We start from the raw sequence: 14912 nt of genomic DNA, 5'->3' as shown, positions 1-14912 counted from the left end.
CTACCCGCAGAGGTGGTACCGGCCGATAACCCCGGCCCGGGGCCAGGTGGGAGAATTTTTCCTATACCTGTGGTCCCAGCAGGCTTTGTGCCTGACCTGGGTGGCGTGGTGGTCTTTACCACCGAATCACCGAGCCGGATAAAGACGGTGGCGCGCTGCGCTACCGCGATGTTGTCATCGAGGATCCGGTGCATCACCAAGTCACATTCGGTGACGTATGAGCGTTGCTGGTCAACAGCACATTCGCCAGCGGCTTGCCCCTAACAGCAGAACCATGCCCGCTGTTGATCCACAGCAGCTATGTTTATAGTGTCGATGTCCAGGCAAGCCTGGCAATGCTGGCGCTCGTCTGAGGATGTAGGATATAGCAACCGACGATGCCACCGCTCGCGAACAGCTGTCGCGAGCATAGACGATGGCTCTGTCCTAGGACGCACAGTCCGCAGGCGGTATCTATCAGCGAGCAGTACCACAACGAACAATCGATGAATGCCAAACGGCCACAGCATTTTGCATAACTAACTGGCAAGACGATCCCGACCCCAAACATATCGAGGCCATCAACGCCTATTGGGTGGTGGCCGCCGAGCACAGCATGAACACGTCGACTTCACCACCAGGGTCATCGCCTCGACTGACGTGGACGCAGCAGCGGCGCTGTCTAGAGCAATCGGTGCGATGAGTGGTCCGCCCCACGGTGGGGTGCCCGGCCCGGGTGCTGCCAATGCTAGAGGAGGTCGAGCACAACAGCGACGCACGTAACCTGGTCAAAGGGATCCTGGACCGCAACGAAAAGCTTATGGGGTTCGGGCACCGGATCCATAGCGCGGAGGATCCCCGGGCGCGAGTACTGCGGACCACCTGCGAACAGCTGGGCGTACCACGCCACGAAGTCGCGGTCACGCTGCAGCAAGCCGCACTGGTGGAGCTACGGGAGTGCCATCTGGATTGCGCCATCGAGACCAACGTCGAATTCTGGGCAACTGTGATCCTGGACTTCGCCCGGCTTCCGGCCAATGTAATGCCGGCGATGTTCACCTATGGAGGGGACCTCAGGCTAGTGCGCCCACATTCTCGAGCAGAAACGACTCGGCAAACTCGTCCGCCCTTCAGCCCTCTATATGTGGGATCCCAGGAACGCAGCCCAAAGTCCGTGAACAGCTGGGACCAGCTTACTCTCCGCGCAAGCCTAGAAGTCCTCAGCGACATCAGACATCTGCGATCGATGGATGCCCGGTTTCGCCTACTCGCCGAACCTTTCCCAGCCTGCGGAGCTCATCCAGCCTCGTGGTGCGACGGTCGATTCTGTTAGTCACCGCTATGTCGCTGATAGCACCAAGAATCGAGAGTGTCACCAGCTGCGATGCTTGCGCCACATAGCGGTCGGTGGACCATAATACATGACCAGCGCGCGATAAATTTGCATCGCACGCCGGTCAAGACACATTGATCCCGATGCGGAGACTGGTCCGGGACTGGACCCCAAAAATCGACGGAAAGGAGACCGCCAGGGACATCAACGCGAACCTGCACTGTCTCCACATATGGTGGTTGACGACGACGCCAGGGCGATCAAACTTTTGGCGGTATCGAACTAGGGCGCGCGCCCAGTCCCGACGGCAAACTGATCCATATCCCCGTGCGCATCAACAGCTTCGCGGTGCCACTCAAGGACGACTACCCAGAAACATGTGGCGGCAAATCGACGACTCCGACGTCACTGGGCGGAACACCGGTCACTATGCACCTGACATTTACTGGCGTGGACACCAAATTCCAGCGGGCGTTGGACACTGCTGCCACGGTGGTGGTGTCGCTGGCGGACCAGTTCTGGGATGGCCGTTAGAATGTGACCGCTGACCCGTTCGGCTAGCCCTGGTCGCTGGGATAGCCAGTCCGCGAAGTCGGCATGGATAAGATCGCAGCGGCGATCTCTGGGCAGACAGTTAGTTAGTTCGAGCTGACTACAACAGGGCACGCAGCCGAGCCACCAGCCGCGGCGGCGGTGCGCTGGCTGTGACCGCCAACATTTCGGCAACATCGGTGAACTTGCGGCGTGGCCGGCCTGCGACATTACCCTGCGCGATCTCGGCGGCGTCGATGGCCCGCCATCTCGCGGAGTCGACGGCATCGGGTTGGCGGGCCTGCACCAGCTTGACCAGCGCCATCGGCTCAGCCACCGGGTCGGTCAGCCAACCGGCATTGAAGTCGGCGACCACGGCCTGAACGGTTTGAACCGAGCACGACTTGTTAGTGCCGATGAAGCCTGTTGGCCCACGTTTGATCCAGCCAGCCACATAGACGCCGGGCATCGGACGGCCCCGGCTCGGGTCGACCACACGGCCACCGTCATTCGGGATTACCGCTGCTGCCTCGTCGAATGGCAGATCGGGAATCCGTTTGCCGCGGTAACCAACCGATGTCAGCACCAGGCCCGCGTCGAGCTGACGTGATTCTTCGGTGCCGGTGACCGAGAATTCGACGCCGGTAGCGCGCTGGTTACCCAGCACGCGCTTGGGCGTGAGCTGATAAGCCAGCCGGATTCGCCGCCGCGAAGTCAGCTTCGAACTATCACCAAGACTACTCAAGATTTCCAGTTTCTTTCTGGTCAAACTGTCTGATGCTGTCGCGAGATCACCTTCCACCAGCTTGCGGCCACCGGCGTCAAGTACTACCTCAGACGCAGCCTTCAACCCGATCAGCTCGGGCAGGGTGAACGCCGAGTGCGCAGGGCCGCGCCGGGCGGCGACCACCACTTCGCGGACCGCGGAGCCGCCGAACACGTGCAGTGCAAACTCGGAAATATCGGTGCGGGCCAAGTAGTCTGGATCGGCAGTGAGCAACCGTGCCACATCGAGGGCGACATTGCCGTTGCCGATGACTATCACACGTTCGTGACTGAGATCGATTGGTAGATAGGCAAAGTCGGGATGACCGTTGATCCAGGCTACTAGCTCGGTAGCGGTTCCAGTACCCGGGATACCCATACCGTCGATGTCCAGACGGCGATCATCAGGAGCACCGACTGCATACAGCACGGCGTGGTGATGAACCAACAATTCGGCGTGGCTCAAGTGCCTGCCTATCTCGACGTTGAGAAAAAACCGAAAGCAGCGATGCTCGGCGACCCGGTCGAAGAGCTCGGTCACCTTTTTCGTGTTCTGATGATCGGGTGCCAACCCAGCACGCACCAAACCATAAGGGGTAGGTAGCTTCTCGAACACATTAACCCACACCCCAGGTTGGGTAAGCAGTTCATCGGCAGCATACATTGCCGCTGGACCGGACCCGACAATGGCCACGGTCAACGGTCGACGACGAACATGTACCTGGGCGGCCGGGATGACCGGAGCCAGCTTGGAGGTCGGCGGAAGCTTCAGGTCAACGGGCCGCGTCGGGTAATACGACGCGTTGACCTCGATAAACGGCAGCTGCTCGGGCGCCAACCGGGTGTCGGGAGAAATCGCGCCAACTGGACAGGCGCTCACACAGGCACCACAATCCACACAGGCCACCGGATCGATATAGAGCATCTCCGAGGTGGCGAACCCCGGCTCGTCCGGTGTTGGGTGAATGCAATTCACCGGGCAAGCAAAGACACAAGACCCGTCGTTGCAGCATGACTGGGTGATAATATGCGGCATAGGGCATAGAAGGTAAAGCTTACGCGGCAGATATCGTCGCCGGGTGCTGACGCTGCGGTTCACCGCGGTAACGCGACGGCTTGCCGTCGATCTTGCATATCCGCCACATCAGCCGTGCAGAACGCGTTTCCATCAGTCTGGTGTTATATGCTAGCATCCGGACATCGGCGAAGATGTCACGCAACAACTTTCGCGACTCCGGCGATCGGAAGAACAGCTCCTTCTTGACCTCACGTGGAATGTCGAACTCCTGCCAGAACGTCTTGGGCGGAACCATGATTGCGTTACACAACATCCGCATCGTTAGTGGATAATACAATGAGACCCAGAAACGCTGTCGCTTGGTCAAGTGCAGCAAGCGCTTACGCAAGAATTCGTGGGCGAAGGAGATGTGCCGCGCCTCCTCGGCCACGTGAATGGCCATCACCCTCTCCATGATAGGATGCAACGACTTGCCTTCGCGTAACACGTTCTTCTGCATGTGGTCGATAGGTTCCTCACCGGCAAGCACACCGATGAAGAAAGCCACCGGCAACGGCCCGGCGACCAACGGCACCAACGGCGAAAGCCAACGCAGTCTGCGTGGCATGCCCGGCACGTCCGCGCCAATGCGGTTGATCATTTCCTGGAACATCATCGTGTGGTTGCATTCTTCAACACATTCATGCAAGCAATACCGATACTCCGGTGATCCGTTCGGCACCCAGAATGTGTAATTCATCAGACCGCGCACCAGAATGGATTCGAAGTGCAGCCCCACCTTGGCCACATTGGCCTGACGCCACATCCCGATCTCGATCTTGCGCTGCTCCGTCTGCTCCAGGTACCAGGGATGGCGACCTAGCGGATCGGTGTTCGGCAAGATCCATCGCGGGTCGTTGTCCGTTACCGCGAAATCTGTTGACTCCCAATCGATATCGGTATACGGATTGAAGTTTCGCCGCACCGATCCCTCAGACAATGTGGTTAGCATGCCCACATAGTCGGTGTCGTCGCGTACCTCCATGTTGTTGCGCCAACGCCGAACCATTCGCGTCCTGGCCATCACAACCTCCTCGATGAGGTCCATAAATTAATTTGGGCGTGTGAAATACACGATACCGTAAGTACTGGAAATTCTCTAGATCTTTCCGGAGCACCGGGACCTGTGCCACAGTGTGATGTGTCTCACTCTGCAGCGCCGTAGCTCGTAACTAAACCAACTTTCGGCGAGTCCGGCTAATCTACCTGGTTTGTCACCGTGCTGGATCAGCTCACTAACCTTGGTAGCATGGCCGACCAGCTCACCCCTTCGCTTGACATTCCCGCCGCGCTGAAGCCCCGTGACGGCCGCTTCGGGTCGGGACCGTCAAAGGTTCGGCCCGAACAATTGCAAGCACTGACCAGCATCACGGCCGCGTTGTTCGGCACCTCGCACCGGCAGGATCCGGTCAAAAATCTGGTGGGTCGGGTTCGATCGGGGCTGGCCGAGCTGTTCAGCTTGCCAGACGGCTACCAAGTCATTCTGGGCAATGGTGGCGCAACGGCGTTCTGGGATGCCGCGGCTTTCGGGTTGATCGACAAGCGCTCGCTGCACCTGACGTACGGCGAGTTCAGCTCGAAGTTTGCTTCCGCCGTCGCTAAGAACCCGTTCATCGGCGACCCCATCGTCATCAAATCGGATCCAGGCAGCGCACCCAAACCAATGGGCGATCCATCAGTCGATGTGATCGCGTGGGCACACAACGAGACGTCTACCGGCGTCGCGGTACCAGTCCGCCGTCCAACCGATTCGGGTGGCGCGCTGATCGCCATCGATGCGACCTCTGGCGCCGGGGGGCTACCAGTTGACATTGCGCAAGCCGATGCTTACTACTTCGCGCCGCAAAAAAACTTCGCCAGCGACGGTGGCCTTTGGCTAGCCATCATGAGTCCGGCCGCACTGGCCCGGGTCGAATCTATCACTGCGTCCGGTCGCTGGGTTCCTGACTTCCTGTCGCTACCAATCGCGGTAGAGAACAGCCTGAAAAACCAAACATACAACACACCGGCAATCGGTACCCTGGTGCTGCTGGCCGAACAGCTCGACTGGTTGTTGGGCAACGGGGGACTGGAGTGGGCGGTAAAACGCACGGCAGACTCATCGCAATGGTTATATGCATGGGCGGAAGATCGACCCTACACCACTCCGTTCGTCGTCGACCCCGCACTGCGTTCTCAGGTGGTGGGCACAATCGACTTCACCGATGACGTCGACGCGGCAGCGGTCGCGAAGATCTTACGAGCTAACGGCATCATCGATACCGAGCCGTACCGCAAACTCGGTCGCAATCAGTTGCGTGTCGCGATGTTCCCCGCGGTCGAGCCCGATGACGTTAGAGCCCTCACCGAGTGCGTTGACTGGGTAGTCGAGCGCCTTTAACGCGGCGCTCATCAACCCCCAATAACCTAGCGTGTCAGCCACAGCTCCGAGCATTCGCTGCCCTAGAATGCACAACAGGTTCAGTGCTGACCCTGCACGGAGTCTGCGAGGAGAAGCCATGCGGGAACTCAAAGTCGTCGGGCTCGATCCCGACAGCAAAACCATCCTCTGCGAAGATGACATCTCTGGTGAACGGTTCAAGCTGCCGGCCGACGACCGGCTACGCGCAGCCATGCGTGGCGACGCGACGTTGCTGGATCAACCGCAGCTCGACATCCAAGTCACCAACATGCTGAGCCCTAAAGAAATTCAGGCCCGGATCCGAGCTGGCGCCTCTGTGGAACAGGTAGCCATGGCATCGGGGTCCGACATCGCGCGGATCCGCCGATTCGCCCACCCGGTGCTGTTGGAACGTTCGCGCGCCGCTGAGCTGGCCACTGCCGCACATCCAATCCTCGCCGATGGACCGGCAGTGATGACACTTTTGGAGACCGTCAGTGCCGCATTGGTGACGCGTGGCCTCGAGCCGGACAAGCTGAGCTGGGACGCCTGGCGCAATAAAGACGGCCGCTGGACAGTGCAACTCACGTGGCAGGCCGGCCGTTCCGACAACCTCGCATATTTCTGCTTCACTCCCGGCGCTCACGGTGGAACCGCCACCGCAAGCGATGACGCGGCCAGTGAGCTTATTGACCCGGACTTCAATCGTCCGTTGCGCTCGCTGGCTCCGGTAGCACACCTCGACTTTGTTGAATCCTCGACACCGGGAACCGTCGCGCCGAACGACCAACGAGTGAACAGCCGACGAGGCAAGCCCGCCATTCCAGCTTGGGAAGATGTCCTGCTAGGAGTGCGCTCAGCCGGACAGCGCTGATGACTGGATGTCACCACCAGCCCAGAGCGGTTAGGCCCAATCCGATACGATCTATACGAGCGGCGTCAGCAACACCCCCGTCACAATAGTCAGTCACAGTCAATTCCCGTGCCCAGCGCAGGATCGCGGTGCGCCGCCACCCCCACAACGTCGGCGCCAGCTCGTCATCCGCGACGATGTTGAACCCGACCGCCGACAGCGGATGCACCCGAATCACAGCACCACAAGCCCGGAAGCAATAACCACGTAAACAAACCCAGCCACGGTCAAATCGTTGCCCAGGGTTAATATTGGTCGTGCTTACTGCCCTTCTCACTCACAAGTCGTCCTAGCCTTATCGCTCGACTCCCTTCATTTCGTGCCGCGGAGTGCATCGTCGCCGAGCCTGAACCCTCTCGTAGAAGACCTATAGACGCCGCAACGTTCAGTGAGTCCAATGCCCTCGCGACATCAGGATACGAACCCGCACACGCCTTAACCGCAGAATGACTAGCGGCCAGTCCCGAACCTTCTGCGCCCCACCAACACTGCAATCCGTTCATCGCGCTCCGCCGTCATCGCCTCCAGCGGCGCCCACGCTTCGCGGTTTGACGTCATCGTCAACAGGCGAAAGCCTCGTTCTTTGAGCGTCACAAGATCGACGAGCCAGCCGGTTGGTCGAGCATACGACACTGGCAAAGCATGACCCATGGATACCTAGACCGCACGTTAGTGTAACGGATCAATGCAACTGGGGCCGAACACCGCCACGTCCACTCCCAACCCTGCCGTGCTGCGAAATATTGAACCCGGGTTCTCGGGGCGACTGACATCCTCGAGCACTGCTACCGTCCGGGCTCTGGCGACCACCTGCGCCACACTTGGCTCGGGCACCCGTCTCACGGCGGCCAGCATTCCACAGTTGAGGTGGAAGCCAACCACCCGAACATGACATCGGCGAACGCTCGCTACTATACCCTGAGGGCACCTTAACCTCGCTGACATCGGCCAGATCGTCCTTGGGCTCAACCAATCTGTGGTCGGTACCCAGTGGAATCGGTACGCTAGCATGGACTGTATAACCAACACACACTCGGTGATTACCAGATCTTCTGCCGGTCGGCAGATCCGAACAACTATCGATGCTGTTCAGGTCGCGGAATCATAAAATCGCGGATCCTCGGGATTGTTGACGCCTTGAACATCGAGGCCATCCAGACCGTCAGCGTAATAAAAGCGTGAGTTCACGGACTTTCGTCAAGCAATGCCAAGATCAGATCGACGGCATTGCGCAGGACGTTACGTTTATCGCTATCCAGCGTCATCAGCCGCTCGGCCAGCCATTCCTGGCGGGCGCGCCGGGTTGCCTTAACCAATTCGGCACCGGACTGCGATACCGAGACGAGCACTTGTCGCCCATCGACGGGGTGTGGCTCACGATCCACGAACCCCATGCCAGCCAACAATGCGATCACTCGGGTCATCGACGGCGGCTGGACTCGTTCACGAATCGCTCGGGCGCCGAGCGTCATGGCGCCCTCATTGGTCAACGTCGTCAGCGCAGACAGCTGCGACAGCGACACCGGCGATTGCGGGTTCCGGAAGCGCAGTTGGCGGGCCAGCCGCATGACGGCCAACGATAAATCGCTGGCCAGCCGCGCATCGCTGTCAAGCATGGCGCGAGGTTACATCGGAACCGAAGAATTCGGATCAGAAACGACGAACGACGGACTTCGATCCTTTTCGCTGTGCTGCTGCAATTGCCGAGGTTTTTCATTGACGCCCGATCCAGCTAAGCGCCCAGCTCTCTCCCGCGAACGTGGGGACATCACCTCAGGCCGCAGCACCGTGTACTTCGTTTCCGGGCTAAATTGGGCAAGATGTTGGTCGAACCTGACAGAAGCCGCGAACCGCCCCCGTTGCCGCCCATGCTGCTCGAGGTGTGGCCGGTTATAGCGGTCGGCGCGCTGTCCTGGCTGATCGCTGTGGCCGCTGCGTTCGTGGTGCCAGGCCTACAGAGCTGGCGTCCAGTGACAGTGGCCGGACTGGTCGTCGGATTACTTGGTGCCGGGATTTTCGTGTGGCAACTTGCCGCTGCCCGCCGCGGTGCACGAGGCGCACAAGACGGACTCGAAACCTATCTCAACCCGCCAGTAGCTTGCCAAGGTCGGCAAGTCAAGAACCCTGTATACCCGCGCTACCGGATCAGCCCACTCAACCGGACACGCCATAAAACCAGCCGTGACTGAACGCCGCCAGTCGAAAAGGCTAGTCCGCCGGGGACTCTGGAAGCTACACTATAGGGTGCTACAAAATGTCGAGGACACCGTCGTCGTACGGCTCACCCACGGGTAAGCCGCTGCTTACCGGAGCCGGGGTGTCGGAATGAGCACCACAGCCGTACAACTTGTCGACAACATGCCCGTCAGCGGACATTTCGTTGCCGCATACCCCGAACATCGTACCAAGCGATCCCACCAGCGACAGAAAGAAACCGCAATCGCGGCACACACGCGTGGTGGACCGCGCCATCGGCGAATCAGGACCGTAGTCGCCGCCATGCCACCGCTCGGCCGCCGCCGACCGCCCCCAGACACTCATTACCCAGCGCCGACCCAACCCAATTTCGGCGGCGGTCTCGTCCACCACCGGGTCACCACTGGCGTTGTAACCGGGAACCAACCGTAAGTCCTCCGATGCCGGCGCGAGCAGATCTCCCGGGCTCAAATCCCCCGGTCTGACCCGCTGCTCCCACGGCACCCACTCTGGTGCGAGCAACGCCGTAGGCCCGGGGACCAGCACCACTTCACTGACTGTGGCGTACTCGGCACCAGGATAAGCAGCGACGACGACTGCCCACTGCCATCCCTGGTAACCGGGCAGATGCGCCAAGAACCGGTGAGTGGCGGCGTTCGGATCCTCGTAACTGACCCCTAAGTAGTCCCCGACCGTCGCAGAACCGCTGAACTCCTCGATAGCCGCCCTGGCGTCGTCGGCCGCAGCAGTGAGCACCGCAGCCAATCCGTCGGGCCACTCGACCACGGTCGCGACGGCGGAATCCTCGACGGGCCCAGTCACGCTACCTCCTCTTCGCATCACATCAGCCAATTCTGCCGGAAGACACGGTTGGCAAGCGACACCCGGCCGCCTGCACACGCATGAAGTCAACATAGGACAGAATTGATTCGTGTCTGGACGGCGGCGTGATCATCCGGGCCGTTTGGCCTCTACACCAGGCCGCCGGACCCGCACCGGCTCGCGCAACCAGCATCCAGGCATGGCGAACTACCCGGCCGACAGCTCTGTCTATCGGCCAACCCAGCAACGAAGAGCGCTGGAACAGCGCGAACAAGAAGCCGGACAGTTGGACCCAGCGCGCCGCTCGCCGACGATGCCCAGCGCCAACCGCTATCTCCCACCCCTGGGCCAGCAGCCAGAACTTCAACACAACAACGCCCCACCACGCGGTCCGGACCCTGGTGAACGAATTACGGTCACTCGCGCCGCCGCACAGCGAAGCCGTGAAATGGGCTATCGCATGTACTGGATGGTTCAGCGTGCCGCAACCGCTGACGGCGCTGACAAATCCGGGTTGACTGCGCTGACGTGGCCGGTGGTCACGAACTTCGCGGTCGACTCTGCGATGGCCGTTGCACTGGCCAACACTTTGTTCTTCGCTGCGGCCAGCGGGGAGAGCAAGTCCAAAGTCGCGCTGTACCTGCTGATCACCATCGCCCCGTTTGCGGTGATCGCGCCGCTCATTGGTCCAGCGCTAGACAGGCTGCAGCACGGCCGCCGCGTCGCGCTGGCGACCTCGTTCGTGCTACGCACCGGACTAGCAACACTACTGATCATGAACTACGATGGCGCCACCGGCAGCTACCCGTCCATGGTGCTTTACCCGTGCGCGCTGGCCATGATGGTGTTGTCGAAGTCGTTCAGCGTACTGCGCAGCGCTGTCACACCACGGGTGATGCCACCCAGCATTGACTTGGTACGTGTCAATTCCCGGCTGACCGTGTTCGGTCTGCTCGGCGGCACCATAGCCGGTGGCGCCATCGCGACCGGTGTCGAGTTCGTCTGCGCCCACATGTTCAAGCTGCCTGGCGCGTTGTTCGTCGTCGCCGCGATCACGATCTCCGGCGCCTTGCTGTCAATGCGGATTCCGCGCTGGGTCGAGGTGACCGAAGGTGAAATTCCAGCCACTTTGAGCTATCGCTTGCATCGCAAACCACTGCGACGGAGCTGGCCGGAGAAAGTCAAGAAGGTCGGGGGCAGAATTCGACAACCATTGGGCCGCAACATCATTACCTCTTTGTGGGGCAATTGCACCATCAAGGTGATGGTCGGCTTCCTATTCTTATATCCGGCCTTTGTCGCCAAAGAGCATCAAGCCAACGGCTGGGTTCAGCTAGGGATGCTGGGCTTGATCGGCGCCGCGGCCGCGATCGGTAACTTCGCTGGCAACTTCACCAGCGCACGCCTGCAGCTGGGCAGGCCGGCCGTGCTGGTGGTGCGCTGCACAATCGCAGTCACTGTGTTAGCCTTAGCGGCGTCGGTGGCCGGCAATCTACTGATGGCTACCATCGCTACCCTGATCACATCGGGGTCTAGTGCGATTGCGAAGGCTTCGTTGGATGCCTCATTGCAAAACGATTTGCCTGAGGAGTCGCGCGCATCGGGATTCGGTCGTTCAGAATCAGCGCTGCAACTAGCATGGGTGCTGGGCGGAGCGCTAGGCGTGATGGTGTACACCGATTTGTGGGTTGGATTCACCGCGGTCAGTGTCTTGCTGATCCTAGGTCTAGCGCAAACCATCGTAAGCTTCCGCGGTGATTCGTTAATTCCAGGCCTCGGAGGTAATCGTCCGGTGATGGTCGAGCAGGAGAGCACGCGCTACGGCGGCGGTGGGCCTTCAATGAGGCCACAGTGCAACGCCGGGTAACCGTGCTGCTCCCGACCGTGGTGATGCTGCTGTCCGCTGCGGCCGGATTCGGCGCATGGATGCTGGTGAGCAAGCCCAGTCCACAACGACCTGAGATCAGCGCCTATTCGCACGGACACTTGACCCGCGTGGGGCCGTACTTGTATTGCAACGTACTCAACCTCGACGATTGCCAAACACCGCAAGCGCAAGGCGTGTTGTCGGCGGACGAACACGATCCAGTGCAGCTCTCGGTTCCTGAGGCGATTAGTCGAGCGCCCTGGCGACTGCTGCGAATCTATGAAGACCCGACCGGCACCACCAGCACTCTCTATCGGCCAAACACTCGCCTAGCGGTGACCATCCCCACCCTCGACCCGCACCGCGGGCGGCTTATCGGCATAGTCGTGCAGTTGCTGACATTGGTGGTCGACCCCGCCGGTGAAGTACACGATGTCCCGCACACGGAATGGTTGATTCGGCTGACGTTCTGACTTTACGCTGAGATTGCCGCCATGGATCATACTCGCCTACCCAGTCACAGCCCTGACGGCAATCTCGGCGCAGGTTACGACCCGGGTGACGTGATATAGCCGAAAAATCTACCTCGCCAAAGCTTTCTGTACATGTAAAGTAAAATATACAGTAAAGTTCAGGCCCGTGGACACGATACAGGTAGGCTGGATATCAGCGTGCATTATTGTATCATTATTGTATTTAGTGGTGCCTAACCTGGCCGAAATCGACGGTATCGCCGAAACACGGTGTCTGGAACAAATCACGAGCGTAGGACCATAGCAGCGGCACCGCGCTGAGTTTGCGCCTGTTACACTTGAAATGCGCATGATAGATAGAGTCGAAACGGGCCAGTGTGGTAAAGAGCCTGACGCTTGCTTCTGTGATGCTGTCACCCATTAGGTATCGCTGGTTGGTCAAGCAATCGCTCACCCAGTACAGCACAATAAACAACCGGTTGTAGGCCTGTTGCGAGCCGGCAAAACCACACCGGTACACCCCGTTGTTGATTTAGATCTAGATCCTTTTCTCACCTCATCGACCTAGGCCCGCAGCCGATCCGGGTAGAGCTAAGGTGCACCGTTGCGATGGTAAGCGGTCCACTCCGTGGAGAAATTCAGCGCCATATACACAAAATCGCTAGCTGCCATAACACCAGTTAGTATGTCAACAGATCGCTGGGATTATTATGCCTTCGGGTTATAGTATAGAATAGCGCTTGCAATAAACGTGCCGCAACCAGGGGATCTTGAGTACCTGATCGATATAGAACTTCCAGCTGCATTGATCATGGTTCGACCGAAAAATCCAATGGAGAGAATGTCTTCCGGTTCCAGTAGCCGCCAATGCTGACGACAACGAGCCAGTACCGAACGGTCGCTACCGGATAGCAATCACATCCGTCGGCAGTGATGCTAATAGCGAGAGATTTTCACAAATTAATTAGCACATACCGGCAACATGGGAGGACAAATCGACGATGTTTTCTCTATGAAAACACATGTTAAAAAAATTTTCAACACAATAAAAGCCGCATAACGAACACCGGTTATATGTTTTCACGCTGTCCGGCGAATCGCGGTCCAATTGGCGCTCTTACGAGAGCCGCTGCCTAATGAAGACACCACAAATATCGGACGATGTCGCCGTTGAGCACCCGATAGCTGAGTAGCCACACCTACGTCGGGTCCTTGCCCAACAATCATATTCAGTTAATCGTCTTCGAAGAAGCGATCGGCGCCAGTCTCTTTATGGACTTCGGGTTAACAATCTCCGTCGCCAATCTGGAGGTACTCGTGGTGTACGAGATGATCGGATTCTTTCTGTTTTTCGTGCTGCTCGCTATGGGCGAGTTGCTGTTGTCGAACTTGAATTGACCAGTCGTTCGTCGACTTCGCGTCCGACCTCTTGAGGCTATCGGCAGGCTTTCTCATGGTGTGATCGTACTGGTTCGCCTGGATCGTCACCGGTATCTCAGACATGGTAGCGATCACTGACTACTCGGGTTCTGGTGGACAGACGTGCCAGCATGACTACCGGTCTGGTCACAGCCGGTCTAAGCCTGACGTTCAACTTGTTAAGTGTGCACAAACTTCGGGTAGACTAAGTTCTGTTCTCTCCTGGTCCAGCTAGCCGCGGTTAGCTGCCTCATAGTGGTCGGTGCGTTCCTGCTGTTAACCAACTTTGTTTCATCGCAAAGTAAGCACGCGATGGTTGAAAATTTCCAGAAAGACAGAGGGTGCTTCCCTATCGAGTTCTTCTCATACATCGAAGTGGAACTCGCCGGTACCGCCGCCGAGACAGCAAAACCGCGCCGCACTCTTCCGCGAGCGGTCAATGCAGTACCGTTGCGGGTGATGATCGTTTACGTCGAAGCTCTCCTAGCAATCCTTACTATCTTGCCTTGGTAGTAGTTCACAAGCGATGAACCACCATTCGTAGCAATATTTTCACTGGCAGCGATTTGCCGCTGCAGCGTAGATAGTCAACTTCGTCGTGATCTCTGCCGCCTCCTCGAAAAATTCCTGTATATCCTATTATTGTAGAATATTTTTCGGTCTTACATACAAAGGTAGTGTTCCAGCGCTGTTCCGCTGACTTAACCGCGGCGGAACAGTGCTGGCGGTCGCCTTGCTTCTTATGGCTCCGCTGTTGTTGACTTACGTACCACTGCTCTACGCTGAAGGTGAGGTGATCAGCATTTTACGCTCATCACAACTATTTCATCGTCGTTATTCATGTCTGTGTGGGCGATGATCATCGTCAGCTACCTTGTCTGTCATCGCCGCTACCCGCAGCACTATGCCGAGTCGATCTACAAGATTCCTTGCGGCGTAATGATGTTCTCGCCTTTTTCGCATTCGTGCTCTGGAAGCTAGACACTGTCAGGGAGACGGCGATGCCCTTTGGGTGCATTCCCTGCTGTGGTTCGTGATCGTTGTGGCCGTTTAGCCAACCCGTGGGACGCCGGCCATGTCGCGCGGAGCGGTACCGTCTCTTTCAAGCTGATATGAACCGAACCCAAGAATAAACATTACCAGCAGATTTCATACATACCGTGACAAATGTTATGGG

General features: G+C 58.6%; 8 protein-coding genes and 7 pseudogenes. 8 read left to right on the top strand and 7 right to left on the bottom strand.

Annotated elements, in window-relative coordinates:
* Window positions 1-63: 63 nt before the first annotated feature.
* Window positions 64-1186: pseudogene (locus MLPF_RS13910) on the top strand (citrate synthase 2); the annotation flags it as partial.
* 358 nt (window positions 1187-1544) lie between these two features.
* A pseudogene (locus MLPF_RS13905) lies at window positions 1545-1891 on the top strand (VOC family protein).
* Between the two features lie 73 nt (window positions 1892-1964).
* On the opposite strand, the gene MLPF_RS13900 reads toward MLPF_RS13905, so the two are convergent.
* Together MLPF_RS13900 and MLPF_RS13895 are read right to left on the bottom strand one after the other, a co-directional pair.
* The gene (locus tag MLPF_RS13900; protein WP_045843616.1) at window positions 1965-3644 is read right to left on the bottom strand and encodes an FAD-dependent oxidoreductase; all 1680 of its coding nucleotides are present in this window, start codon (window positions 3642-3644) and stop codon (window positions 1965-1967) included.
* A 19-nt stretch (window positions 3645-3663) separates the two neighbouring features.
* Window positions 3664-4689: an AurF N-oxygenase family protein gene (locus MLPF_RS13895; protein WP_045843632.1), complete on the bottom strand. Its 1026-nt coding sequence runs from the start codon at window positions 4687-4689 to the stop codon at window positions 3664-3666.
* Window positions 4690-4914: 225 nt separating this feature from the next.
* Between MLPF_RS13895 and serC the strand changes: the two genes are divergently transcribed.
* Together serC and sepH are read left to right on the top strand one after the other, a co-directional pair.
* Entirely contained in the window at window positions 4915-6045 is a 1131-nt protein-coding gene (gene serC, locus MLPF_RS13890) for a phosphoserine transaminase (protein ID WP_045843633.1), read from the top strand.
* Between the two features lie 118 nt (window positions 6046-6163).
* Window positions 6164-6919: a septation protein SepH gene (sepH, locus tag MLPF_RS13885; RefSeq protein ID WP_045843617.1), complete on the top strand. Its 756-nt coding sequence runs from the start codon at window positions 6164-6166 to the stop codon at window positions 6917-6919.
* A 112-nt stretch (window positions 6920-7031) separates the two neighbouring features.
* On the opposite strand, the pseudogene MLPF_RS13880 reads toward sepH, so the two are convergent.
* From MLPF_RS13880 to MLPF_RS13870, 3 genes and pseudogenes are all read right to left on the bottom strand, one after another.
* Window positions 7032-7203: pseudogene (locus MLPF_RS13880) on the bottom strand (DUF2537 domain-containing protein); the annotation flags it as partial.
* Window positions 7204-8116, bottom strand: a pseudogene (locus MLPF_RS13875) (TrmH family RNA methyltransferase).
* A gap of 26 nt (window positions 8117-8142) precedes the next feature.
* Complete coding sequence (locus tag MLPF_RS13870) at window positions 8143-8574, bottom strand: Rv0880 family HTH-type transcriptional regulator (protein ID WP_045843618.1); 432 nt, start codon at window positions 8572-8574, stop codon at window positions 8143-8145.
* A 204-nt stretch (window positions 8575-8778) separates the two neighbouring features.
* On the opposite strand from MLPF_RS13870, the pseudogene MLPF_RS13865 reads away from it, so the two are divergent.
* A pseudogene (locus MLPF_RS13865) lies at window positions 8779-9048 on the top strand (DUF2530 domain-containing protein); the annotation flags it as partial.
* A gap of 157 nt (window positions 9049-9205) precedes the next feature.
* Here the strand turns inward: MLPF_RS13865 and MLPF_RS13860 are convergent.
* Window positions 9206-9976 carry a DUF3027 domain-containing protein gene (locus tag MLPF_RS13860; RefSeq protein ID WP_156147230.1) on the bottom strand — a complete coding sequence of 257 codons (771 nt, stop codon included), beginning with the start codon at window positions 9974-9976 and terminating at the stop codon, window positions 9206-9208.
* Window positions 9977-10118: 142 nt separating this feature from the next.
* On the opposite strand from MLPF_RS13860, the gene MLPF_RS13855 reads away from it, so the two are divergent.
* Both MLPF_RS13855 and MLPF_RS13850 read left to right on the top strand, forming a co-directional pair.
* Complete coding sequence (locus tag MLPF_RS13855; RefSeq protein WP_156147234.1) at window positions 10119-11843, top strand: MFS transporter; 1725 nt, start codon at window positions 10119-10121, stop codon at window positions 11841-11843.
* A gap of 23 nt (window positions 11844-11866) precedes the next feature.
* Window positions 11867-12316, top strand: a complete 450-nt coding sequence (locus tag MLPF_RS13850; protein ID WP_236685160.1) for a DUF2771 domain-containing protein — start codon at window positions 11867-11869, stop codon at window positions 12314-12316.
* A gap of 74 nt (window positions 12317-12390) precedes the next feature.
* Here MLPF_RS13850 and MLPF_RS13845 read toward each other — a convergent pair.
* A pseudogene (locus tag MLPF_RS13845) lies at window positions 12391-13257 on the bottom strand (glutathione S-transferase C-terminal domain-containing protein).
* Between the two features lie 252 nt (window positions 13258-13509).
* Here MLPF_RS13845 and MLPF_RS16610 point away from each other — a divergent pair.
* Window positions 13510-14868, top strand: a pseudogene (locus tag MLPF_RS16610) (APC family permease); the annotation flags it as partial.
* Window positions 14869-14912 lie beyond the last annotated feature (44 nt).

The organism is Mycobacterium lepromatosis (genome assembly GCF_000975265.2).
Taxonomy (GTDB): Bacteria; Actinomycetota; Actinomycetes; order Mycobacteriales; family Mycobacteriaceae; genus Mycobacterium; species Mycobacterium lepromatosis.
Note: the sequence above shows the minus strand (reverse complement) of the source record. Positions and strands in the feature narration are given on the sequence as shown.